Below are 25013 nucleotides of genomic sequence, written 5' to 3'. Positions count from 1 at the left end.
CGTGGCGGGCGAGCGGCGAGCGGCGATGCCGAGCGACCAACGCCTCGGCGGGGGGCCTGCGGTGCTCCACGACAGGCCGCGCGGTTGGCGCGCGCCGCGGCTGCGGGGGTCGCGGGGCGGGAGCGGGCCCGACGGCGGAAACCCCAACGGGCGACGCGAGTTGGGCTTGCATTGCTCGCCGACGGACGGTAGGGTCCCGCGCCGAATCGCCGGTCCCCATCGTCTAGCCCGGCCCAGGACTCAGCCCTTTCAAGGCTGCTACGCGGGTTCGAATCCCGCTGGGGACGCTGCCTGTACTTCGCGTTTGATGCAATTGATCACGGCCTCGTCGACGGTCGCCACCGGCCGGCGGAGGCCGGTGGCGCAGCTGGCGGGGCCGCCGTCGCAGCGCCAGGCGCAAGCGTACACCCCGTTGTCGTAGCTCACCTTCGCGTCGTCGGCGCGCATCGGCCCGCCGCGCTTCGTGCACCGACCGAAGTCGGTCAGGAAGTAGCGCACGCGCTCGCGTGGTGATGACATGGATCGACGCGATGCTCGCGATCGCTGGCATCGATGCGCCCCGTGCCCTGTCTGCGGCGGCGCCATCGCACGTTGCCCGGCGGCCCGCGGCCACCGCCGCGCTGCCCCACGACACCTCATGACCCGACCCGAGTGGGCGAGCGGCACCGGCGGCGAGCCCGCATCACGCAAGCCGAAGAAACCACCGTACAAACTGAGGGGATCTGTCAGGGCCAGCGTATGTCAGCGGAGTGATGACCCAGGACACTAGATTCTCACGAACTCCTCCGCTGTCGCAGGATCGGCCTCGCCGTGTTTCGCGGCGACCTCCAAGAACCATCTCACCTTTCCGTTGGTCGGATCGTAGCCATCTCGCACGTCTGCGACGTACGACGGGAGCCCCCCGAGGCCGAGAGGACGCAGGCTGCCGTAGTGGTGAACGACGTGGTGCAGCTTCGTTTGCACGGTGTACTTCGAATACGGGTAAACGCCGGGGATGTACTGGTGGCCCACCATGTTGGCGGCGGTCATGAGCGCGTTGATGCACAACGTCCAGATCGCGCTGCCGAGAAACGTCAGGTAGGAAATGCCGCGATCGATGGACTCGACGAACCCCGATTCGCCAGCGGCCATGAGCGCAGACGGGATCGCGTCGTGGTGGTGACCATGGAGCACCGCGAAGTTGAACCTGGACTTGTGATCCGCCGTGTGCGCGCTCGTCAGCGCGTCGATCACCTCGACGCGAACGAGAGTTTGCTGCAACGCTGTCGGGAAGCCTTGACGGACTATCCTGAAGCCGAGGACGAGCACGGCGTCCAGGAGCAAGACGGCCTCACGGGCGTAGGTCGGGGCGGTCAGCCTCCAGAAGATGAGGGCCGGGATCAGGTAACAGACATGGCTGATCAACCCCGTCACGTAGGCCTGCAGGATATGATTGGTCACGCCGAGGCCGCGCATCTGGTGTTTCCACGGTGAGCTCTCCAGGACGTCGCGAACATGCGCGGCGCGCTGGAGATGCGCGATAAGGATCGCGGTGCGAAACGTCGTGATCCCCATGAACGTGACGAAGAAGACGTTCAAGTATGGAAACGGACGAAGCAGCAGCGAGTCGCTGGTGAGATATCGCTTCGCGCAGAGCTCCGCGACCATCGCGACACCGAACACACAGACCGGACGCACTGGCTTCCACGTTCGCAGGGTTCGAATCACCCTTCCAGGATACGCCAACAGCCCGTGCGCGATGACAGGCAACGTCGACCAGTCGGGTCGCGCGCCTCGCTTCAGGATGAACACGACGGTCAAGTAAAGCAGCGCGATCGTGAAGAGCGCCTGGGACCAGGCGCTCGCGAACGCGAGCCAGGCGCCGCCCCAGACAATCGCCAGCGAGAAGACGTAGAGCGCGATGTCGCGCGCATCATAGAAGAGATAGGTTCGGGAGGCGGCTTCCAACCCCCGCTCGATGGGGCGATGTTCGTCGGCCATAACTGTTTCTTCCGGCATGGCGCCCTCGTTCAGCTTTCAATGAGGCGGAGCCGCGCAGGCGGCTCGCCCCGGTCACTCGCCGGTCGGTCTTATCGCCGGCAGCACATGCCGGTGGTAGATGAGATCGCGCAGGACGTCATCGCCCCCTTCGACGATGGAGACGTAGCGCATGTCCCTCACGAGCTTGCCAATGAGCATGTCCTCGGTATAGCCGAGCCCTCCGAACATCTCCGAGCCGACGCCGGCGAGCTTCCAACCTATCTGCCCGCAGCTCATTTTGGCCACGAGCGTCGATTTCAGCGACCCCGCCGAGAACAGCGCGTCCGGATCCGAGGCTAGCCTGTCGTACTGATGCGCAGCGGCCTTGCACGCGCTGCGCATGAGGTCTATCTCCATCTCCATCTGGCCGATCTTCGCCGCAAAGACAGCGTTGTGGAGGAGCGGCCCGTCCTTCAGCGCCTTGTCGCGCGCGTAGTCCAGGCACAGATCTCGAATCCGCCGGGCAATGCCGATCGCCGACGCCGCGATCAGCGTTCGGCTGGGGTTGAGCCCGACCTCGAGCACCCGTACCCCATTGGGCTCGAGCGCCGCATCGAGCGGGACGCGGCAGTCCTGGAAGGTCACCTGGTAGCTCGCGGAGGCGCGCACCCCGATCGCCGGCCAGCGGCGCTCGATCTTCACACCGGGCAACGACTTGGGGCTCGGCAAGAGCAACGCCTTGAAACCGGCCGCGTCGTCGGGGGCCTTGGCGATGACCATCCAGTAGCTGGCGAAGCCCGCATTGGTGGAGATGAACTTCTGTCCATTGATGATGTAGCCGTTGCCGGTGCGCCTCGCGGTCGTCGCGATGCTGAGCAGATCGCTGCCCGCGGCGCGCTCGCTGCCGAGCGTGGCCGAGGTGACGCCGCCCTCGGCCATCGGGCGCAGGTAGCGCTCCTTCTGCTCCGGGGTGCCAAAGAGCGAAACGGCGGTCGAGCCGATGACCGCGATGAAGAGGGTGAAGGCCAGGCCAGCGTCGCCGTAGGCCAGCTCCTCGACGATGTCGACGCTCTGCTCGAGGGAGATGCCACGGCCGCGGTAGGCGCTCGGTATCCACCAGTTCGCGAGCCCGAGGTCCTGGAACTCGGTATAGGCACGCAACGGAGGATTGGGCAGCGAGTCGAAGAGCGTCTCGTTGCCCATGACATGCTCCCTCACGAACTGCTTTACCTTCTCGACAACGGGACTCGACATACGCCCTCCTCGACCGTGACGCGCGGCCATGCTGATCATAAACTACCGCGGCCGTCAACCCACCGTTTCCGGCGCCACGATCGCCGGCGCACGCCGCAGGATGAGCGCCACGGCGATCGCCCCGCCGGGCGGAGCGGAAGACGGCATGTTCCAGCCGTCATCGTCCATATCGCGGCTGTGGTGGAAGCCAGCCCGTCCTATCAAAGAGCACGCACATCGATAGAGAGCCTCCGTGACATCCGCGCGCGGCTGGTCCGGACCGCAACGGGCGCGAGCAGGATCGTCGGGCGCCGTCCCCTGGTGGCGGCCTCGTTTTTTTTACTTTATACCCAATGATTCCGCGATCTTGCGAGGCAAAGAAGGCCACCATCCGGCGTCGGCGCCGAAGCTTGCTGGAACGTATATTTTTGCCGCAGCTGTGGCGCGAGCGCGCATGCGTACGTTTTTGTGCCAGGGGATTGACGCGGCAGCAGGCCCTCGTTTATGAGATGTCGCTATTATGCGACGTGTCTGCGGATCTGGTTCGTCGCGTATTTATGGGAATGGTGCTGCTTGTAGGCGGAATAGCTTTTGAATGCCGTGCGTTTGGGGTCACGCAAGAGCTCGGGTGCGATGGATCGAATTTTAGACCGGCGCGGGCACCCCTGCGTGGTCGCCGGATCGTAACGAGCGAGTGACGACGGGCCCGTGAGGCAGAGTCGCCTCCGCGGCGCCATCGTGGACGGCGTCCCATGTCTGTATTTATGAGCGATACGATCGATAGTGTCGGCGCAACCCTCGTGACCACTGAAACAACGTCGTTGCCTGCGGGCAGCGGGGCGATCGCAGAATGGATCGTCTCCCGCATCGCAGAGCAGCGCAGCGTCGATCGCCTGGCGATCGACGTTCGCGAGCGATTTAGTCGTTATGGCATCGACTCGATGGCGGCGTCGGGGCTGCTCGCGGACTTGGCCGGCAGGCTCGGGCGCCCGCTCCCGCCAACGCTCGTCTGGGAGTATCCCACCATCGAGGCGCTCGCGCGCTACCTGAGCGGAGAGGCGGGCGAGCTGCGGAAGGGGGCGCTGCCGGACCGGCGGGCGGTCGACGAGCCCATTGCCATCATCGGGATGGCCTGCCGGTTCCCCGGTGGAGCGAGCTCCCCCGAGGCGTACTGGAGGCTCCTGCGGGACGGGGTCGACGCCATTTCCGAGGTCCCCCCGGACCGGTGGAATCTCGAGGCCCTCTTCGCCGAGGACCCCGCCGCTCCTGGGAAGATGAGCACCCGGTGGGGTGGCTTCCTCGATCGGATCGATGGCTTCGACGCGCCGTTCTTCGCCGTCTCTCCGCGGGAAGCCGTCCAGATGGACCCGCAGCAGCGTCTCATGCTGGAGCTGTCCTGGGAGGCGCTCGAAGACGCCGCCATCGGGCCGGCGAGCCTGAAGGACACCGCCACCGGTGTGTTCTTCGGCGCGATGTGGATGGATTACAGCCGGCTCGCGTCGCGCGATCCGAAGGAGATCGTCCAGCACACGGCCACGGGGCAGGATCTGAGCATCGTGCCGGCCCGCGTCTCGTACACGCTCGGGCTGTCCGGACCGAGCCTCGTGGTGAACACGGCGTGCTCGTCGTCGCTCATGGCGGTGCACCTCGCGCGCCAGAGCCTCTTGCAGGGCGAGTCGCGCCTCGCGCTGGCCGGCGGCGTCAACCTGCTGCTCGCGCCGGAGAGCACCATCGCAATGAGCAAGTTCGGCGCCATGGCGCCGGACGGTCGTTCGAAGGCCTTCGATGCCCGAGCCAACGGGTATGTGCGGGGCGAGGGCGGCGGGGTCGTGGTCCTGAAGCGCCTGTCGGACGCGCTGGCGGATGGAGACCGGATCTGCTGTGTGATTCGCGGCAGCGCGGTGAACAATGACGGATTCAGCAACGGGCTGACCGCGCCGAACCCCCGCGCGCAGGAGGCCGTGCTGCGCGGCGCGTGCGCCTCGGCAGGCGTGGCGCCCGACGAGGTGCATTACGTGGAGGCCCACGGCACGGGCACCCTGCTCGGCGATCCCATCGAGGCGGGCGCGCTCGGGGTCGTGCTGGGGAGAGGTCGCCCGGCGGAGCGCGCGCTGCGAATCGGCTCGGTGAAGACCAACATCGGCCACCTGGAAGCGGCGGCGGGGATCGCCGGGCTCATCAAGGTGGCGCTCTCGATGCGTCACAGAACGCTGCCGCCAAGCCTGCATTTCGAGCGGCCGAACCCGCACATCCCCTTCGAGGCGCTGCGATTGAGGGTGCAAGCGGCGCTCGAACCCTGGGAGGGCGAGGCGGGGCGGCTCCTGGCGGGCGTGAGCTCGTTCGGCTTCGGGGGCACGAACTGCCATGTCGTGCTCGAGGCGACGTCCCTGGAGGAGCCGCAGCTCTTCGTGCTTTCGGCAGACAGCGAGGGGGACCTGCGGGCGCGGGCGCGGCGGATGGCGGAGACGCTGCGCGCGGCGGACGAGCGCTCGTTCGAGGCGGTGTGCAAGGAGGCGGCAGCGACGGAGCTCGCAGCGTGGCGGCTCGCAGTGGTGGTGCGATCGCGGGAGGAGCTGTCAGGGCACCTCGCCGCGCTCGCGGACGGGCATGCCGCTCCGGGCGCCTCGGTGGGGCAGGCGGAAGCGCAGCGGCCGCGAGTGGCGTTCATCTTCGGGGGGCAGGGATCGCAATGGCAGGGGATGGGGCGGGCGCTGCTCGAGGAGGAGCCGGCAGCGCGGGCGGTGCTCGCTCAGTGTGACGAGGCCTTCCGGCCGCACGTGTCGTGGTCGCTGCTGGAGCGGCTGAGGCACGGCGATGCAGCGCTCTTCGACGAGACGGCCTTCGTGCAACCGGCCATCTTCGCGATGCAACTGGCGCTCTCGGCGGTCTGGCGTGCCCGGGGCGTCGAGCCCGACGCGGTCGTCGGCCAGAGCATGGGAGAAGTGGCCGCCGCCTGCGTGGCCGGGGCGCTGAGCCTGGACGACGCCGCGCGGATCATCTGCCAGCGCAGCCAGCTGGTCGCGAGCGCGGCGGGCAAGGGCGGGATGGCGGTGGTGGGGCTGTCGCTCGAGGCCGCGGCCGAGGCGCTGTCGCCGTACGGCGGGCGGCTGGTGGTGGCGGTGAGCAGCGGATCCGAGACCACGGTGGTCGCGGGCGATGACGCAGCGCTGCACGAGCTCCTGGGCGTGCTGCAGGAGCGGGGCGTGTTCTGCCGGCCCGTGCGCGTGGACTACGCTTCCCACAGCCCGCAGATCGACCCGTTGCTGCCGGAGCTGCGGCGGTTGCTCGCGAGCGTCGCGCCTCGGCCAGGGCGCGTTGCGTTCTACTCCACGGTGCTGGCGGCGCCGCTCGATGGAGGGGAGCTCGACGCCGCTTACTGGGCTCGCAACCTGCGCGAGCCAGTGCTGTTCGCGCCCACCGTGCGAAGGCTCGCCGCGGAGGGGGTGAAGGTCTTCATCGAGGTCGACCCGCACGCCGTGCTCGCGCAGGCCGCGGAGCAATGCTTGGCCCACGATGGGCACCGGGGAGCGGTGGTCGCCTCGGCGCGACGCGACGAGCGGGAGCGCAGGGCGCTGCTCGACGCCTCCAGCAGGCTGCTGGCGGCCGGGGTGCCGGTTCGGATGGACCTCTCGGGCACGGAGCCGACCGGAGACGCGACAGCGCAGCTGATCGTTCTCTCGGCGCAGTCGGCGGCGGCGCTCGACGCGCAGGCGGCGCAGCTCTCGGCGCACCTCGCGAGCCACTCGGAGCTCTCGCTCGGGGATGTGGCCTTCAGCCTGGCGGCGACACGCAGCCCGCTCGAGCATCGGCTCGCCATCACCGCGGCCTCGCGCGAAGCGTCGAGGGCGGCGCTCGATGTCGCGGCGCGGGGACGCATCGCGCCGGGCGCCGTGCGAGGCCGCGTGGCGAAAGGCTCGCTGCCGAAGGTGGTCTTCGTTTTTCCGGGCCAGGGCTCGCAATGGCTGGGGATGGGCCGGAAGCTCCTGACCGAGGAGCCGGTCTTCCACGCGGCGCTCACCGCCTGCGATCGCGCCATTCAAGCCGAAGCGGGCTGGTCGCTGCTTGCCGAGCTCGGCGCCGACGAGCTCGCCTCGCAGCTCGACCGCATCGATGTGGTCCAGCCGGCGCTGTTCGCGATGGGGGTGGCGCTCGCGGCCCTGTGGCGATCGTGGGGCGTCGAGCCGCACGCCGTGGTGGGCCATAGCATGGGCGAGGTCGCGGCAGCCCACGTGGCCGGCGCCCTGTCGCTCGAGGACGCGGTGGCGATCATCTGCCGGCGCAGCCGCCTGCTGCGGCGTATCAGCGGCCAGGGCGAGATGGCCGTGGTCGAGCTGTCGCTCGCCGATGCCGAGGCGGCGCTCGGGGGCTACGAGGATCGGCTGAGCGTGGCGGTGAGCAATGGACCCCGCTCGACGGTGCTCTCGGGGGAGCCGGCGGCGCTCGGGGAGGTGCTCTCCACGCTCGAGGCGAAGGGGGTGTTCTGCCGGCGGGTGAGGGTGGACGTAGCGAGCCACAGCCCGCAGGTCGACGCGCTACGCGAGGAGCTCGTCGCGGCGCTGAGCGAGCTGAAGCCTCGGACAGCGGCCATGATCATGCGCTCGACGGTGACGGGCGCGACGGTCGCGGGCCCCGAGCTCGTGGCCAGTTACTGGGCCGACAACCTGCGGCAGCCCGTGCGCTTTGCCCAGGCGGTGCACGGCCTGCTGCACGACGGGCACGGGCTGTTCGTGGAGATGAGCCCGCACCCGCTGCTGGTGCCGGCGGTGGAGGAGATCCGCCGGGCGGCGGCGCTTCCTGGGGTCTCGGTGGGATCGTTGCGGCGCGGGCAGGAGGAGCGCCCCGAGCTGCTCGAGGCCCTGGGCGCGCTGTGGGTACAGGGGCATCCCGTCGCCTGGGAGCGATTTTATCGCGCCGGCGGCCGCCGTGTGCCGCTGCCGACCTATCCCTGGCAGCGGGAGCGGTACTGGCCCGACGCGCCGACCCTCGGCGAGGCGGCCGTGCCCGGCCGCGATCACGCGGGTGGCCACCCGCTCGTCGGCCGAGCGCAGACTGTGTCGACCCAGGTGGGCATGCGCCTCTGGGATTCGTCCCTGGATCTCGGGAGGCTGCCCTGGCTCGGCGACCATCGCGTCCAGGCGGCCGTGGTGCTGCCCGGGGCGGCGTACCTGGAGATGGCGCTCTCCTGCGGGACCGAGGCGCTGGGCGATGGACCGCTCGAGCTCGCGGACGTGGCGTTCGTCCAGGCGCTGGCCTTCACCTCCGAGGCGGCGACGCCCGTGCAGGTGGTGACGACCGAGGAGCGGCCGGGGTGCCTGCGCTTGCAGATCGCGAGTCGTGCGCCGGGCGGCCGCGCCGTCTGGACCGTGCACACCCGCGGGACGGTGCAGCAGGCGGAGCACGAAGAGGCGCCGGGCACGCTCGATCTGGCCGGGCTGCGCGCCCGGCTCGGGGCGAGCGTGCCGCCGGCGACCCTGTATGCAGCGCTGGCGGCGGCGGGGCTCGAGTACGGGCCGGCCTTCCAGGGGATGACCGAGCTGTGGCTGGGCGACGACGAAGTCTTGGGGCGGGTGCGGCTGACCGAGGCAGCCGGCGGTGCGGCGGCCTACCGGCTGCACCCTGCGCTGCTCGACGCCTGCTTTCAGGTGATGGTGAGCCGCCTTGTCGACGGCCGCGAGTCGACTCCGTGGGTGCCGGTGGAGGTCGGCCGTTTGCGCTTGCTTCGGCCGCCTTCGGGGGAGCTCTGGTGCCATGCGCTCGTCGGGCATCGAGGGCAGGAGGCTCCCCAGCGGCGGCGCGCCGATCTGCGCGTCGTGAACGGTCAAGGGGAGCTGGTCGCCGAGATCGTGGGGCTCGTGGTGCAGCAGCTGGTGAGCGGCGACCGGCGCGACGAGCACGATGGGATGCTGGAGCTCGACTGGGAGCGCTCGGACGTCCCCGCGCCCAGGCTCACGTCGGGCCGCTGGCTGCTGCTCGGCGCGGGCGGAGGGCTCGGCGCCGCATTGCGCGAAGCGCTCCAGGAGGCCGGCCATGCCGTCGAGATGGCCGCCGTCGATGCCCCGAGCGTCGAAGGCGTGCGCAAGTCGCTCGCCAAGGCGTTCGGCGGCCAGCCCCCGACGGGGGTAGTACACCTCGGCAGCCTCGAGGGGAACGGAGTCAACGGGGCGATCGAGGCGGCGCTCGTGCGCGGTTATGAGAGCGTGCTGTGCACGGTGCAGGCCCTGGCCGGCATGGGCTATCGCGACGCGCCGCGGTTGTGGATCGTAACCCGCGGCGCCCAGGCGCTCGGCCAGGGCAAGGTGTCCCTGGCGCAGGCGCCGCTCGTGGGGCTGGGACGCGTCATCGCGCTGGAGCACGCCGAGCTGCGCTGCGCCCGCGTCGACCTCGATCCGGCCTGCCCGCAGGGCGAGGCGATCGCATTGCGGGCCGAGCTGCTGGCCGACGACGCGGAGGAGGAGATCGCCTTGCGGGGCGAGGAGCGGCGCGTCGCTCGACTTGGCCATCTGGCCCTCGAGCACCGTGGCCGCGACAAGATCGAGCCTGCGCAGGGTCGTTCCTTCCGGCTGGAAATCGACGAGCCCGGGGCGCCCGAGCGGCTGGTGCTGCGCGTCGCCGAGCGGCGCGCGCCGCGTCCGGGCGAGGTCGAGATCGCCGTTCAAGCCGCGGGGCTCGCCTTCCTCGATGTCACGAAGGCCATGAGGAATCACCCCGGGCTGGGGGGCGGTCCGGTCGCGCTGGGGGGCGAATGCGCCGGCCGCATCGTCGCCCTGGGCGAAGGCGTCGAGGGCTTGCAGGTGGGCCAGGAGGTGGTCGCCGTGTCGCCGTCGAGCCTCGGCGCCCACGTCACCCTCGATGCCCGGATGGTGGTGCTCCGGCCGGCCGCTTTGACCGCGGCGCAGGCGGCCGCGCTGCCGCTCGCCTGCAGCGCCGTCGATCTCGCGGGCCGCTCGGCGCAGCATCCAGCGCGCTTCGGCGCGCTCCTGCGCGAGATGGTGGATCTGCTCGCGGAGGGCGTGCTCGCGCCGCTGCCGGCGGAGACCTTGCCCATCTCGCGCGCCGGCGACGCGCTCCAGAAGATGGCGCAGGCGCAGCACATCGGAAAGCTCGTGCTCACGCTGGACGACCCGAACGTGGAGATCCGCGTGCCCGTCGCGCCGCGTGCCTCGGTCCGCCGCGACGGCACCTACCTGGTGACCGGCGGGCTCGGGGGGCTCGGGCTGAGCGTCGCAGGGTGGCTGGCCAGACAGGGAGCCGGCCATCTGGTGCTGATAGGCCGCTCCGGTGCGGCCAGCGCGGAGCAGCAGGCGGCCGTCGCGGCGCTCGAGGCGCAGGGCGCGCGCGTGACGGTGGCGAAGGTGGATGTCGCCGACCGCGCGGAGCTCGAGCGGCTCCTCGCCCGGACGACGACCCCCGAGATGCCGCTGCGCGGGGTGATTCACGCCGCGGGTCTCCTCGATGACGGGCTGATCTCGCAGCAGAGCGCGGCGCGCTTTCAAAAAGTCATGGCGCCCAAGGTCCTGGGCGCGTTGCACCTTCACGAGCTGACCCGCGAGGCGCCGCTCTCCTTCTTCGTGCTGTACGCGTCGGTGGCGGGGCTCCTCGGCTCGCCGGGGCAGGGCAACTATGCGGCAGCGAATACGTTTCTGGACGCGCTCTCGCACCACCGAAAGGCCGAAGGGCTGCCGGCGCTCAGCGTCGACTGGGGCGCGTTCGCGGAGGTGGGTCTGGCAGCCGCCCAGGGCAATCGCGGCGCGCGGCTCGCCGCCCGCGGGATGAGGAGCCTCACCCCCGACGAGGGTCTGTCGGCGCTCTCGCGCCTGCTCGAGAGCGATCGCACCCAGGTGGGCGTGGCGCCGCTCAACCTGCGCCAGTGGGTGGCGTTCAACCTCTCGGCGGCGTCCTCGCCGAGGCTGTCACGGCTCATGGCGGCGCAGCGCGCCGAGGGCGGGCGGCCCGCCGGCGACCGGCAGCTCCTCGCGCGGCTCGCCGCGGCCGAGCCCGGAGCGCGCGCGGCCCTCGCGCAGGGGGTCATCCGCGCCGAGGTCTCGCAGGTGCTGCGGATCCCCGAGGACAGGCTCGACGTGGAGGCCCCGCTCACCACCCTGGGCATGGACTCGTTGATGGGGCTCGAGCTGCGCAATCGCATCGAGGCGGTATTCGGTGTGACCCTGCCGGCCGCGCAGCTCTGGAAGTATCCAACGGTCGCCGCGCTCAGCGTGCACCTGGCCGGCGGACCTCGCGAGACGGTCCCCGTGAAGCCGCCGCAGCTCGACGTCGATTCGGTCATGCAGCTCGAAGGCATGTCGCAGGACGAGTCGGAGCGGCTGATTGACGACGCATTCGAGCAACTCACATGAGCGGCGCAGGCCCCAACGCCCAGCAGGATCGTTTGAACAAGGCCGCCGTCGTCATTCGACGGCTGCAGGAGAAGCTCCTGACCCTCGAGCCGGCGGAGCGGGCTCGGTTCGAGCCGATCGCCATCGTGGGAATCGGATGCCGCTTCCCTGGCGGAGCCGACAGCCCCGCGGCCTTCTGGGCGCTGCTCGACGAGGGCCGGGACGCGGTTCAGCCGCTCGACGCGCGCTGGGCGCTGGTCGGCGCCCGCCCCGCCGAGCACGCGCCGCGCTGGGCCGGGCTGCTCACGCAGGCGGTGGACTGCTTCGACGCTGAGTTCTTCGGCATTGCGCCGCGGGAGGCGCGCTCGCTCGACCCGCAGCACCGCCTGCTCCTGGAGATCGCCTGGGAGGCGCTCGAGGACGCACGGATCCCGGTCCGGTCGCTGGAGGGGAGCCGGACCGGGGTGTTCCTCGGCGCCTGGTCGACCGACTACCTTCATCTCGTCGAGAACCAGCCGCAAAGCGAGCTGGATGCCTACGGCACGATCGGCAACATGCTCAGCGTCGCCGCCGGCCGGCTCTCGTACACGCTCGGGCTGCAAGGGCCTTGTCTCACGGTCGACACGGCTTGCTCGGCGTCTCTCGTGGCGACTCACCTCGCCTGCCTCAGCCTGCGCGCCCAGGAATGCGACCGGGCGTTGGCAGGTGGGGTGAGCCTGCTCCTCTCTCCGGTCGCCATGGAGGCCTGGGCGCGCACCCAGGCGCTGTCGCCCGACGGGCGTTGCAAGACCTTCGACGCCTCGGCCAACGGATTCGTCCGGGGCGAGGGCTGCGGCATGCTGGTGCTCAAGCGGCTCTCGGACGCGCAGCGGGATGGAGACCGGATCTGGGCGCTGTTACGCGGCTCGGCGGTCAATCAGGACGGTCGATCGGCGGGGCTGACCGCTCCCAATGTGCTGGCGCAAGAGGCGCTGCTGCGCCAGGCGCTCGAGAGCGCCCGCGCCGACGCAGGGGCGATCGGGTATGTCGAGACCCACGGGACGGGGACGGTGCTGGGCGACCCGATCGAGGTCGAGGCGCTCCGCACGGTCCTGGGGACGCCGCGGCCCCACGGTGCGCCGTGCGTGCTGGGGGCGCTGAAGACGAACGTGGGGCACCTCGAGGGCGCCGCCGGCGTGGCGGGCGTGATCAAGGCTGCGCTGGCGCTCCGGCACGAGCGCATCCCCCGAAATCTCCACTTCCGCACGCTCAACGCGCACATCGAGCTCGAGGGGACCGCGCTCGCCCTGGCGACGGAGCCGGTGCCATGGCCGCGGGGCGAGCGCCCGCGTCTCGCGGGGGTGAGCTCGTTCGGGATGAGCGGCACGAACGCGCACGTGGTGCTCGAGGAGGCGCCGGCGGCCGAGCCGCTGCCCGCTGCAGAGGAGCGGGCGGCAGAGCTCCTGGTGCTCTCGGCGAGGAGCGATGCGGCGCTCGAAGCGCAGGCCGCGCGGCTCTCTGCGCACCTGGGAGCGCACCCGGAGCTCGGGCTCGGGGACGTGGCCTTCAGCCTCGCGACGACGCGCAGCCCGCTGGAGCATCGGCTCGCCGTGGCGGCGACCTCGCGGACGGCATTGCAGGAAGCGCTCGAGGCGGCCGCAAAGGGGCACATCCCGCCGTCCGCCGTGCGCGGCAGGGCCGGGGTCCGGCGCGGCAAGCTGGCCTTCCTGTTCACGGGGCAGGGCGCGCAGGTGCCAGGCATGGGCCGCGGGCTGTACGAGGCATGGCCCGCGTTCCGCGACGCGTTCGACGGGTGCGCCGCGCTGGTCGACCGGGAGCTCGAGCGCCCCTTGCGCGACGTGATGTGGGCCGAGCCAGGCAGCGCGGAGGCCGCGTTGCTCGATCAGACGGCGTTCACGCAGCCGGCGCTGTTCGCGATGGAGGTCGCGCTCGCGGCGCTGTGGCGCTCGTGGGGCGTCGAGCCCGAGATCGTCTTCGGCCACAGCATCGGCGAGATCGTCGCTGCGTGGGTCGCCGGCGTCTTCTCGCTGGAGGACGCAGTGCGTCTGGTATCGGCCCGCGGCCGGCTCATGCAGGCGCTGCCGCCTGGCGGGGCGATGATCTCCATTGCCGCCGCCGAGGAGGAGGTCGCCGCGGCCATGGCGCCGCAGGAGGTGGCCTTCTTTGCCTCGCAACCTCGCGGGATCGTTGGGTCGAACGTGGCAAATGAGGTCGCCGCGCCGCGTACGACGCGGGTGTCGATCGCGGCCGTCAATGGGCCCAGGCAGGTGGTGATCGCCGGTGACGCGGAGGCCGTCCAGCTCATCGCAGCGTCGTTCGCGGCGCGCGGGGTGCGCACCAAGGCCCTCACGGTCTCGCACGCCTTCCACTCGCCCCTGATGGATCCGATGCTGGCCGCGTTCCAGCAGGTGGCCGAGTCGATCGCCTACCGGGCGCCGGCGATGCCCATCATCAGCAACGTGAGCGGCGCCGTCGCCGGCAAAGAGCTGGCCACGGCTCGCTACTGGGTCGAGCACGTGCGCAAGGCGGTGCGCTTCGCCGACGGCGTGAGAGCGCTGCACGCTGCGGGCGCGGGCACCTTCATCGAGATCGGCCCGCGATCGACGCTGCTCGGCCTCGTGCCGGCCTGCTTGCCGGACGCCGAGCCGGTGCTGCTCGCCTCGCTGCGCGCCGGGCGTGACGAGCCTGCGAGCGCACTCGAAGCGCTCGGCGGGCTCTGGGTGGCCGGGGGCGCCGTGGACTGGAAGGGCGTCTTTCCCGCCGGCGGCCGCCGCGTGTCGCTGCCGACCTATGCATGGCAGCGGCAGCGGTACTGGGTCGACGCCAGACCCGATGTCCGTCGCCTGCCCTCCGGAGACCCTACGGAGGACTGGTTCTATGGTGTGGACTGGCCCGAGGTGCCCAGGACCGGCGCGGACGCGCGCGATGCGGGCTCAGGGCGCTGGCTCGTGCTGGCGGACGCGGGCGGGGTTGGCGAAGCGCTCGCGGCGGCGCTCTCGTCGCGCGGGCATTCGTGCACCCTTTTGCGCACGGCCGAGTCTTCCGTCATCGCCGAGGCCGTCGCGGATCCGCGCGATTGGCAAGGGGTGGTCTACCTGGGAGGCCTGGATGCGGTGATCGATGATGCCGCCTCGGCCGGCGAGGTGGGCGACGCGACGCACAAGGCCACGGCCGCGGTGCTGACGCTGGTGCGAACGCTCGGCACGGGGACTCGCCCGCCGCGGCTCTGGATGGTCACCCGAGGCGCCTGCGGCGTGGGCGGAGAGCCCACGGTGGCTCCGTGCCAGGCAGCGCTGTGGGGGATGGGCCGGGTGGCAGCGATCGAGCACCCAGGGGCCTGGGGGGGCCTCATTGACCTGGATCCAGAGGGCGGGGCGAACGAGATCGATGCCCTGGTGACCGAGCTGCTCTGGCCGGATGCCGAGGATCAGCTCGCGTTTCGGCAGGGGCGCCGCCACGCCGCGCGGCTGTCGAGCGCGACGCCGGAGGGGCCGTCGGCCCCGGTGGTGCTGTCGGAGCAGGGCAGCTACCTCGTGACGGGCGGTCTGGGAGCGCTCGGATTGCAGGTGGCGCAGTGGCTCGTGGAACGAGGCGCGCAGCACCTCGTGCTGACCGGCCGGCGTGGCCTGGAGACGCCCGGCGCAGCGGAAGCGATAGCGAAGCTCGAGGCGCAGGGCGCGCGGGTCACGGCGGCGGCGGTGGACGTGGCCGACGCCGCGGCGATGACGGCCCTCGTGACCTCGATCGAGCCGCCCTTGCGCGGCGTGGTGCATGCCGCTGGGCTGCTCGACGACAGGCTGCTGGCGCACCAGGACCACGCCCAGCTCGCCCGGGTGCTGCGTTCCAAGGTGGATGGCGCGTGGCTCTTGCACACGCTCACGCGCGAGCGGCCGCTCGACCTGTTCGTCCTCTTCTCCTCGCTCGCGGCCGTCGCAGGCTCCGTCGGCCAGGGGGCTTATGCAGCAGCCAACTCGTTTCTCGACGCCCTCGCGGTGGTGCGCCGGGGCCGAGGTCTGCCCGCGTTGAGCATCGGCTGGGGGCTGTGGGCGGAAGGAGGAATGGGCACGCAGGCGCAGCGCCTGGGACAGGAGGCTGCGGGCGTGCTGGCCATGGAGGGCGCACAGGCGCTGTCGGCCATGGAGCGGCTGATGAGCACGGGGGCGACGCAGCGTATCGTCGCACGGCTGGATCGGAAGGCCGTGGCAGCCGACTCGCCGGTCACGAGCCGCGGCCGCTTCCTGGAGCGGCTGCGCGGCGCTCCGGAAGCCGCACCCCCACAGGCTCCGCGGAGCTGGCGCGGTCTGTCGGTCGCAGAGGCGCGCACGGCGCTGATCGAGCTCGTCGGCTGGACCGTCTCCGGGGTGCTGGGCTTCGCGAGCCCGGCCGCGCTCGACGTGAGGCGGGGCTTTGCCGAGCAAGGGCTCGACTCGCTGATGGCCGTCCAGATCCGCAAGCGCCTGCAAGGCGAGCTGGGCGTGCCGCTGTCGGCCACGGTGGCCTTCGACCATCCGACGGTCGAGCGGCTGGTCTCGCACCTGCTCGCGGACGTGCTGGATCTGGAGGACCGGGTCGTCGAAGCGCAGGCGGCCCGGCTGGTCGCGGCGGACGAGCCGATCGCCATCATCGGCGCTGCCTGCCGCCTTCCTGGCGGGATCGACGGTCTGGACGCCTTCTGGCAGCTGCTGGCCAGCGAGGAAATCGCGACCACGGAGGTGCCGGCCGATCGGTGGGAGCCTTCAGCCTGGTACGACCCCGACCCGGACGCACCGGGCCGCACCTACGTGACCAAGGGCGGCTTCTTGCGCGAGGTGGACACGTTCGATCCGGCCTTCTTCCGCATGTCGCCCCGGGAGGCGACGAGCCTCGACCCGCAGCAGCGGCTGCTGCTGGAGGTGAGCTGGGAGGCGCTCGAGCACGCGGGCCAGGACCCGACGACGCTGCGCGAGAGCGCCACGGGTGTCTTCGTGGGCATGGGCGCCAACGAGTATGCCGAGCGGCTGCAGAATCACCTCGACGAGGCGGTGGCGCTGTACGGCGCGACGGGCAACGCCCTCAGCTTCACGGCGGGGCGACTGTCGTTCTTCCTCGGGCTCCACGGCCCGAGCTTCGCCGTGGACACCGCGTGCTCGTCGTCGCTCGTGGCGCTCCACCTCGGCTGCCAGAGCCTGCGCCTCGGCGAGTGCGATCGGGCCCTGGTCGGCGGCGTCAACGTGCTCGTTTCGCCGCAGAGCTTCGTTGCGCTCTCGCGCATGCGCGCGCTCTCGCCCGACGGGCGGTGCAAGACGTTCTCTGCCGAGGCCGACGGCTACGGGCGCGCCGAGGGGTGCGCGGTGCTGGTGCTCAAGCGGCTCTCGGACGCGCAGCGCGACGGCGATCGGATCCTGGCGGTCGTCCGGGGCACGGCGATCAACCACGATGGTCCGAGCAGCGGGCTCACCGTGCCGAACGGCCCAGCGCAGCAGGCGGTGCTGCGCAAGGCGCTGGCGCAGGCGGGGGTGGCTGCGGCCGACGTCGACTTCGTCGAATGCCACGGGACCGGGACGGCGCTCGGGGATCCCATCGAGGTGCAGGCGCTCGGAGCTGTGTACGGGCAGGGGCGCCCCGCCGAGCGGCCGCTCTTGCTGGGGGCCGTCAAGGCCAACCTCGGGCACCTGGAGCCGGCGGCAGGCCTGGCCGGGGTGCTCAAGGTGGTCCTCTCGCTGGGGCGCGAGCAGATCCCGGCCCAGCCGGGGCTGGGCGAGCTCAATCCGCACCTGCCGTGGGATGCGCTGCCGGTGGCGGTGGTGCGCGAGGCGGTGGCATGGCCGCGGAGCGCGCGCCCACGCCTCTCGGGCGTGAGCTCGTTCGGCCTGAGCGGCACGAACGCGCACGTGGTGATCGGGGAAGCGCCGGCGGCGGAACCGGCGCCCGCGGCGCCGGAGCGCTCCGCGGAGCTCTTCGTGCTGTCGGCGAGGAGCGCGGGGGCGCTCGCCGCGCAGGCGGCGCGCTTGCGCGATCACGTGGAGAGCCACCCGGAGCTCGCGCTTCGGGACGTGGCGTTCAGCCTGGCGGCGACGCGCGCCGCGATGGACCACCGGCTCTCGGTGACGGCGACGTCGCGCGAAGGGCTGCGGGCGGCGCTGGATCTGGCGGCGCAGCAGCAGACCCCGCCGGGCGCGGCGCGCGGTCGTTGCTCGACGCAAGGGGCGGCGCGGGTGGTGTTCGTCTTCCCCGGCCAGGGCTCGCAGTGGGTGGGGATGGGCCAGAGGCTGCTGGAGGAAGAGCCGGTGTTCCGCGCGGCGCTGTCGGCGTGCGACCAGGCCATCCAGGCGGAAGCGGGCTGGTCGCTGCTCGCGGAGCTCGCGGCCGGCGAGGAGGACTCCCAGCTCGGGCGCATCGACGTGGTGCAGCCGGCGCTGTTCGCGATGGAGGTGGCGCTCTCGGCGCTGTGGCGCTCGTGGGGCGTCGAGCCGGACGCGGTGGTGGGGCACAGCATGGGGGAAGTGGCGGCAGCGCACGTGGCCGGGGCGCTGTCGCTCGAGGATGCGGTGGCGATCATCTGCCGTCGCAGCCGCGTCCTGCGGCGGATCAGCGGTCAAGGCGAGATGGCCGTGGTCGAGCTGTCGTGGGCCGAGGCCGAGGCGGCGCTGCGCGGCCACGAGGACCGGCTGAGCGTGGCGGTGAGCAACAGCCTGCGCTCGACGGTGGTGGCGGGCGAGCCGTCGGCGCTCGCGGAGGTGCTGGCCGCGCTCGAAGCGAGGGGGGTGTTCTGCCGGCGGGTGAAGGTGGACGTGGCGAGCCACAGCCCGCAGGTGGACCCGCTGCGCGAGGATCTGCTGTCGGAGCTCTCCGGGATCCACCCACGGACGGCGGCGGTGCCGATGCGCTCGACGGTGACGGGCGCGGCGGTGACAGGCCCGGAGCTCGTGGCGCGCTACTGGGCGGACAACCTGCGGCAGCCGGTGCGCTTCGCCGAGGCGGTGCAAGCGCTGCTCGACGGCGGTCACGCGCTGTTCGTGGAGATGAGCCCGCATCCGATCCTGGCGCCGGCGGTCGAGGAGATCCAGCGCGCGGCGTCGCACGGCGGCGTCGCGGTGGGCTCCTTGCGGCGGGGACAGGACGAGCGTGCGGCGCTGTTCGCATCGCTGGGCGCGCTGTGGACGCAAGGCCAGCCGGTGGCCTGGGAGCGGCTGTTCGCAGGAGGTGGCCGGCGGGTGCCGCTGCCGGCGTACGCGTGGCAGCGGGGGAGGTACTGGATCGACGCGCCTGCCGGCGGCCGCCGGCGTGCTGCCGAAGGCGCCCTGGCCGACTGGTTCTACCGGTTGGACTGGCCCGAGGTGTCCCGCGCTCCCGCGAGCGTGCCGCATGCCGAGGCCGGGCGCTGGCTGGTGCTGGCCGACAGGGACGGCATCGGAGAGGCCGCCGCGGCGGCGCTCTCGTCGCGGGGGGGCTCGTGCGCCGTGCTCCATGCGCCGGCCGAGATCTCGACGATGGCCGAGCAGGTGGGCAAGGCGGTCGCGGGCCAGGACGACTGGCAGGGGGTGCTCTACCTGTGGGGCCTGGAGGCCGTCGTGGCGGCCAGCGCGACGGCAGGCGACGTCGGCGCGGCGACCCAGCATGCCACGGCGCCCGTGCTCGCGTTGATGCAGGCGCTGGGCACCGGAGCGTGCTCGGCGCGGCTGTGGGTGGTGACCCGCGGTGCGTGCACCCTGGGCGGCGAGCGGGAGGTAGCTCCCTGTCAGGCAGCGCTGTGGGGCCTCGGACGGGTGGCGGCGCTCGAGAACCCCGGGGCCTGGGGCGGGCTCGTGGACCTGGATCCCGAGGGAAGCCCGGGCGAGGTCGAAGCCCTCGTGGACGAGCTCCTCGCGCCGGACACGGAGGATCAGCTCGCCTTCCGCGGCGGGCGCCGGCACGCAGCGCGGCTCGTGGGCGCTCCGCCGGAGGGGGAAGCGGCGCCGGTGTCGCTGTCCGCAGAGGGGAGCTACCTGGTGACGGGTGGGGTGGGTGCCCTGGGCCTGGCCGTGGCGCGGTGGCTGGTCGACCAGGGAGCGCGGCACCTGGTGCTGACCAGCCGGCACGGTCTGCCCGACCGGGCGGCGTGGGGCGGGGAGCAACTCGAGGAGGTGCGGGCGCGCATCGCGGCCATCGAGGCGCTGGAGGCGCAGGGAGCGCGGGTGACCGTGGCGGCGGTGGACGTGGCCGACGCGGAGGCGATGACCGCGCTGGTGCTTTCGGCCGAGCCGTCGCTGCGCGGCGTCGTGCACGCCGCCGGGCTTGGCGCCCTACGTCCGCTGGTGGAGACCGATGAGGCGCTGCTCTCGTCAGTGCTGCGGCCCAAGGTGGATGGAAGCTGGGTGCTGCACCGGCTGCTGCAGGATCGGCCGCTGGACCTGTTCGTGCTCTTTTCGTCGGGCGCGGCGGTGTGGGGGGGCCATGGCCAGGGCGCCTATGCGGCGGCGAATGCCTTCCTCGACGGTCTGGCGCACCAGCGCCGCGCGCAGTCGTTGCCCGCGTTGAGCATCGCGTGGGGCCTGTGGGCCGAGGGGGGCATGGGGGATGCGGCGGCTCGGGCTCGCCTGGGTGACATCGGGGTCCTGCCCATGTCCACGGCGCCGGCCCTGTCGGCGCTCTCGCGCCTGCTGGGGACCGGCGCGATCCAGCGCACGGTGACGCGCATGAACTGGGAGCGCTTCGCGCCGGTGTACGCCGCGCGCGGGCGGCGCAACCTGCTCTCGGCCCTGATCGCGGAGGAGGACCGCAGCGCGTCGTCCCCTCCGGCGGCCGCGAGCCGGAACTGGCGTGGCCTGTCCGTCGCGGAGGCCCGCGCGGCGCTGCAGGAGCTCGTCCGCGGGGTCGTCGCGCGGGTGCTCGGCTTCCTGGATCCGAGCGCCCTCGACGCCGGGCAGGGGTTCAACGAGCAGGGCCTCGACTCGCTGATGGCGGTGCAGATCCGCAACCAGCTCCAGGGCGAGCTGGGCGTGAGCCTGTCGGCGACGCTGGCCTTCGACCACCCCTCGGTGGACCGGCTGGTCACGCATTTGCTCACCGACGTGCTGGATCTGCAGGAGCGGGCCGAGGTGCAGAGCGCCCGGTCGGCGGAGGTGGACGAGCCCGTCGCCATCGTGGGAGCCTCCTGTCGCTTCCCGGGTGGGGCCGAGGACCTGGCGGCGTACTGGCAGCTGCTGGCCGAGGGCGTGGTGGCTACCACCGAGGTCCCGGCCAGCCGCTGGAGGGTGGCGGACTGGTACGACCCCGACCCGGAGGCGAAAGGCCGGACCTACGTGGCCAAGGGCGGCTTCTTGCGCCAGGTGGAGTCGTTCGATGCGGGGTTCTTCCGCATCTCGCCCCGGGAGGCGATGAGCCTCGACCCGCAGCAGCGGCTGCTGCTGGAGGTGAGCTGGGAGGCGCTCGAGCACGCAGGCCAGGACCCGGCGGCGCTGCGGGAGAGCCCCACGGGCGTGTTCGTGGGCATGGGGCCCAACGAGTACGCCGCGCGGCTGCAGGACCGCGCCGACGAGCTGAGCACGTACGGCGTCACCGGCAACATGAGCAGCATCGCCGCGGGGCGGCTGTCGTTCTTCCTGGGCTTGCACGGCCCGAGCCTCGCGGTGGACACGGCGTGCTCGTCGTCGCTGGTGGCGCTGCACCTGGGCTGCCAGAGCCTGCGCCTCGGCGAGTGCGACCAGGCCCTGGTAGGCGGGGTCAACACGATGCTCTCGGCGGAGAACTTCGTGGCGCTCTCGCGCTTGCGTGCGCTCTCGCCCGAGGGGCGGTGCAAGACGTTCTCGGCGGCCGCCGACGGCTTCGCGCGCGCGGAGGGCTGCGCGGTGGTGGTGCTCAAGCGGCTCCGTGACGCGCAGCGCGACGGCGACCGCATCCTGGGCGTGATCCGCGGCTCAGCGGTCAACCACGACGGCCCGAGCAGCGGGCTCACGGTGCCCAACGGCCCTGCGCAGCAGGCCGTGCTGCGCAAGGCGCTGATGCAGGCCGGGGTGGCTCCAGGCGAGGTCGATCTCGTGGAGTGCCACGGCACGGGGACGGCGCTCGGCGACCCGATCGAGGTCCAGGCGGTGGGAGCGGTGTACGGGCAGCGCCGCGCTGCGGATCGACCGGTCTGGATCGGAGCGGCCAAGGCCAACCTCGGACACCTGGAGGCCGCGGCGGGCATGGCCGGCGTGCTCAAGGTGCTCCTTTCGCTCGGACAGGAGCAGATCCCGGCCCAGCCGGAGCTCGGGGAGCTCAACCCGCTCGTGCCCTGGGAGAGCCTCCCGGTGGCGGTGCCTCGCGAGGCGGTGCCGTGGCCGCGGAGCGAGCGGCCGCGGCGGGCCGGCGTGAGCGCGTTCGGGCTCGGCGGCACCAACGCGCACGTGGTACTGGAGGAGGCGCCGGCGGCCGAGCCCGCGCCGCCCGCGCCGGAGCGCGCGGCGGAGCTCGTGGTGCTGTCGGCGAAGAGCGCGGCGGCGCTGGATGCGCAGGCGGCGCGCCTGCGGGATCACCTGGAGAGCCACCCGCAGCTGGGGTTCGGGGACGTGGCGTTCAGCCTGGCGACGACGCGCAGCCCGATGGTGCACCGCCTCGCCGTGGCCGTGGGCTCGCGCGAGGGGCTGATGCTGGCGCTGGCAGCGGCCGCGCAGGGGCAGACGCCGCAGGGCGCGGCGCGCGGCCTGGCCGCCGCCTCGCGCGGCAAGCTGGCCTTCCTGTTCACGGGGCAGGGAGCGCAGACGCCGGGCATGGGCCGGGGGTTGCACGCGGCGTGGCCGGCGTTCCGCGAGGCGTTCGACAGGTGCGTCTCGCTGTTCGATCGGGAGCTCGATCGGCCGCTGCGCGACGTGATGTGGGCCGAGCCGGGGAGCGTCGAGGCCGCGTTGCTCGACCAGACGGCGTACACGCAGCCGGCGCTTTTCACGCTCGAGTACGCGCTGTGGGCGCTGTGGCGGTCGTGGGGCGTGGCGCCGGAGCTGGTCGCCGGCCACAGCGTCGGCGAGATCGTGGCCGCGTGCGTGGCGGGGGTGTTCTCGCTCGATGATGCGGCGCGGCTCGTGGCCGCGCGCGGGCGGCTGATGCAAGCGCTGCCGTCCGGCGGGGCGATGGTGTCGATTGCGGCGCCCGAGGCGGAGGTGGCGGCCGCGGTGGGGCCGCACGCCGCGGCGGTGTCGATCGCGGCGGTCAATGGGCCGGAGCAGGTCGTGCTCGCCGGCGCGGAGGAGGCCGTCCACGCGATCGCCGCGGCGCTCGCGGCGCGCGGGGCTCGCACCAGGCCGCTCCGCGTGTCGCACGCGTTCCACTCGCCGCTCATGGAGCCGATGCTGGAGGCGTTCGGGCGCGTGGCCGAGTCTGTGACGTATGCGCGGCCGACGCTGGCGCTCGTGAGCAACCTGAGCGGGAAGCCCGCGACCGACGAGGTGACGGCGCCGGGCTACTGGGTGCGCCACGTGCGAGAGGCGGTTCGCTTCGCGGACGGCGTGAGGGCGCTGCACGAGGCCGGGGCGGGCACGTTCGTGGAGGTGGGGCCGAAGCCGACGCTGCTGGGGCTCGTGCCGGCCTGCCTTGGAGCGACGGACGCGACCCTGGTGCCCTCGCTGCGGGTCGATCGTCCAGAGCCCGAAGCAATCCTTGCGGCGCTGGGGAGCCTGCATGTCCGGGGAGGCTCGACCGACTGGAAGGGCGTGTTCTTCCGGGGGGCGCGCCGCGTGGATCTGCCCACCTATCCCTGGCAGCGCGAGCGGCTCTGGGTGGACCCGAGCCCGCGTGGCGCGTTGCCTGCGGGCACCTCCGGCCGCTGGCCGCTGGCCGGCGTCGGCGTGCGAATGCCGGGCGCCGTGCTTCACCACGTGCTCCCGGTCGGCCCGGGGCATCAGCCGTTCCTGGGAGACCACGTCGTCTTCGGCAAGGTGGTGGTGCCCGGAGCCTTCTACATCACGGTGATCCTCAGCATCGCTGCCGAGCGCTGGCCTGATCGCGCCATCGAGGTGGGCGGCGTCGAGTTCCTGCGAGCCATCGCGCTGGAGCCAGGCCAGGAGGTGGAGCTGCACGCGGTGCTCACCCCGGAAGCGGATGGGCACGGCCATCGGTTCGAGCTGGCGACGTGGGCAGGCCCGGAGACGGAGCGTCGCTGGACGACCCACGCCCGGGGCCGCGTGCAGCCGACGGACTTCGCCCCTTCCGCGCTGCCGCGGCTCGAGGGGCTGGAGCGGGGCCCGACGCGTGCCGTCGATGGAGCGGCGGTGCTCGACAGGCTGTCGGCGTTGCAGGTTGGCTGGGGTCCGCTGTGGCGATGGATGCAGGACGCGCGCGCCGGCGCGGGGGTCTCGCTGGCCACGCTCGTGCCGACCTACCCGAGCGCCCACGACGCGGCGCCGCTGCACCCGACCCTGCTGGACAACGGCTTCGCCGTGAGCATGCTCGCGATGCTGAGCGAGCTGGCGGACAGCACGCCCTGGCTGCCTTTCGCCGTGGAGCAGCTGCGGTGGTGGCGTTCGCCGGTCGGCAACGTCCGCTGCGTCGGTGCCCCGCGGCCGCACGCGGCCGGTATCTCGGACTTCGCCCTCGTGGCCGAGGACGGCGGCGTGATCGCCGAGGTGGAGGGCTTTGTCTACCGCCGCGCGCCGCGGGAGGCGTTCCTTCGATCGGACTCGGCCGCCCTGTCCGGAGCCTTGTACCGGCTCGACTGGTCCGACGCGCCGTTGCCGGACGCCCCTGGGGCACGGTCCGAGGGGAGCTGGGTCGTGGTGGCGGCGCCTGGCTCGAAGACCGCCGGGGCGCTGGCGACGCGGCTCGGTGGTTGTGTCGTGACCGAGCCCGCCGGCCTCGAGGCGGTGCTCGCGGGGGTGTCGTCGGCTGGCGTGGTCTGCCTGTGGGAGGCCGGGGCGGCGGAAGAGGTGCCTGCGGCGGCGCAACGTGTGGCGATCGAAGGCCTCGCGGTGGTGCAGGCGCTGCAAGGGCGTGCGCCGGTGCGCCTGTGGTGGGTGACGGCCGGTGCGGTGGCCGTCGAGGCGGGTGATGCGGTGGAGGCCGCCACGGCACCGGTGTGGGGCCTGGGTCGGACCGTGATGCAGGAGCACCCGGAGCTCGGCTGCACCTTGGTCGACCTCGCGCCTGGCGCCGGAGCCATCGAGGCCCTGGAGCGTGAGCTGTACGCGCGCGACGGGGAAAATCAGGTGGCGTGGCGGGCCGGTGGCCGGCGCGTGGCGCGGCTTTCGCGAGCGACCGCGACGGCGACCGAGTCGCGGGGCTCGCTTCCCGCTGCATGCACCGTCCTGGTGACCGGCGGCCTTGGAGCGCTGGGGCTGCACGTGGCGCGGTGGCTGGCCGGCGAAGGCGTTGCGCACGTGGTGCTCACCGGCCGGCGGGGCGTGGAGACGCCCGGCGCGGTCGAGGCGGTGGCGGAGCTGGAAGCGCTGGGCGCGCGTGTGACGGTGGCAGCGGTGGACGTGGCCGACCGGGAGGGGCTGAGAGCGGTGGTCGAAGCGATCCCGTCGGAGCTGCCGCTGCGAGGGGTGGTGCACGCGG

Annotated in this window: 5 protein-coding genes and 1 tRNA gene (1 of these 6 cut by a window edge); 3 read left to right on the top strand and 3 right to left on the bottom strand. The window is 72.4% G+C overall.

What is annotated here, in order from left to right; all coding sequences use genetic code 11:
- The first annotated feature begins 212 nt into the window (after positions 1-212).
- Positions 213-287: transfer RNA gene (locus WMF12_RS21845), tRNA-Glu, on the top strand.
- Here the strand turns inward: WMF12_RS21845 and WMF12_RS21840 are convergent.
- The 3 genes from WMF12_RS21840 to WMF12_RS21830 form a co-directional block, all read right to left on the bottom strand.
- The gene (locus WMF12_RS21840) at positions 259-519 is read right to left on the bottom strand and encodes a hypothetical protein (protein WP_437873444.1); all 261 of its coding nucleotides are present in this window, start codon (positions 517-519) and stop codon (positions 259-261) included. The genes WMF12_RS21845 and WMF12_RS21840 overlap by 29 nt on opposite strands.
- A 246-nt stretch (positions 520-765) precedes the next feature.
- Positions 766-1998: a hypothetical protein gene (locus tag WMF12_RS21835; protein ID WP_437873443.1), complete on the bottom strand. Its 1233-nt coding sequence runs from the start codon at positions 1996-1998 to the stop codon at positions 766-768.
- 54 nt (positions 1999-2052) lie between these two features.
- Entirely contained in the window at positions 2053-3213 is a 1161-nt protein-coding gene (locus WMF12_RS21830) for an acyl-CoA dehydrogenase family protein (RefSeq protein ID WP_437873442.1), read from the bottom strand.
- A 743-nt stretch (positions 3214-3956) separates the two neighbouring features.
- On the opposite strand from WMF12_RS21830, the gene WMF12_RS21825 reads away from it, so the two are divergent.
- Together WMF12_RS21825 and WMF12_RS21820 are read left to right on the top strand one after the other, a co-directional pair.
- Positions 3957-11546 (top strand): SDR family NAD(P)-dependent oxidoreductase, encoded by a 7590-nt coding sequence (locus tag WMF12_RS21825; protein ID WP_437873441.1) that lies wholly within the window; start codon positions 3957-3959, stop codon positions 11544-11546.
- Positions 11543-25013, top strand: partial view of an SDR family NAD(P)-dependent oxidoreductase gene (locus WMF12_RS21820; protein ID WP_437873440.1) — the 5' portion only. It continues 12506 nt past the right edge of the window; only the first 13471 of its 25977 coding nucleotides appear in the window; the start codon lies at positions 11543-11545; its stop codon lies beyond the right edge, outside the window. Before WMF12_RS21825 ends, WMF12_RS21820 begins: the two co-directional genes overlap by 4 nt.

The organism is Sorangium sp. So ce363 (assembly GCF_051520435.1).
In the GTDB taxonomy this organism is placed as follows: Bacteria; Myxococcota_A; Polyangia; order Polyangiales; family Polyangiaceae; genus Sorangium; species Sorangium cellulosum_B.
The sequence above is the reverse complement of the archived record's forward strand: the minus strand, read 5'-3'. Positions and strand labels throughout refer to the sequence as shown.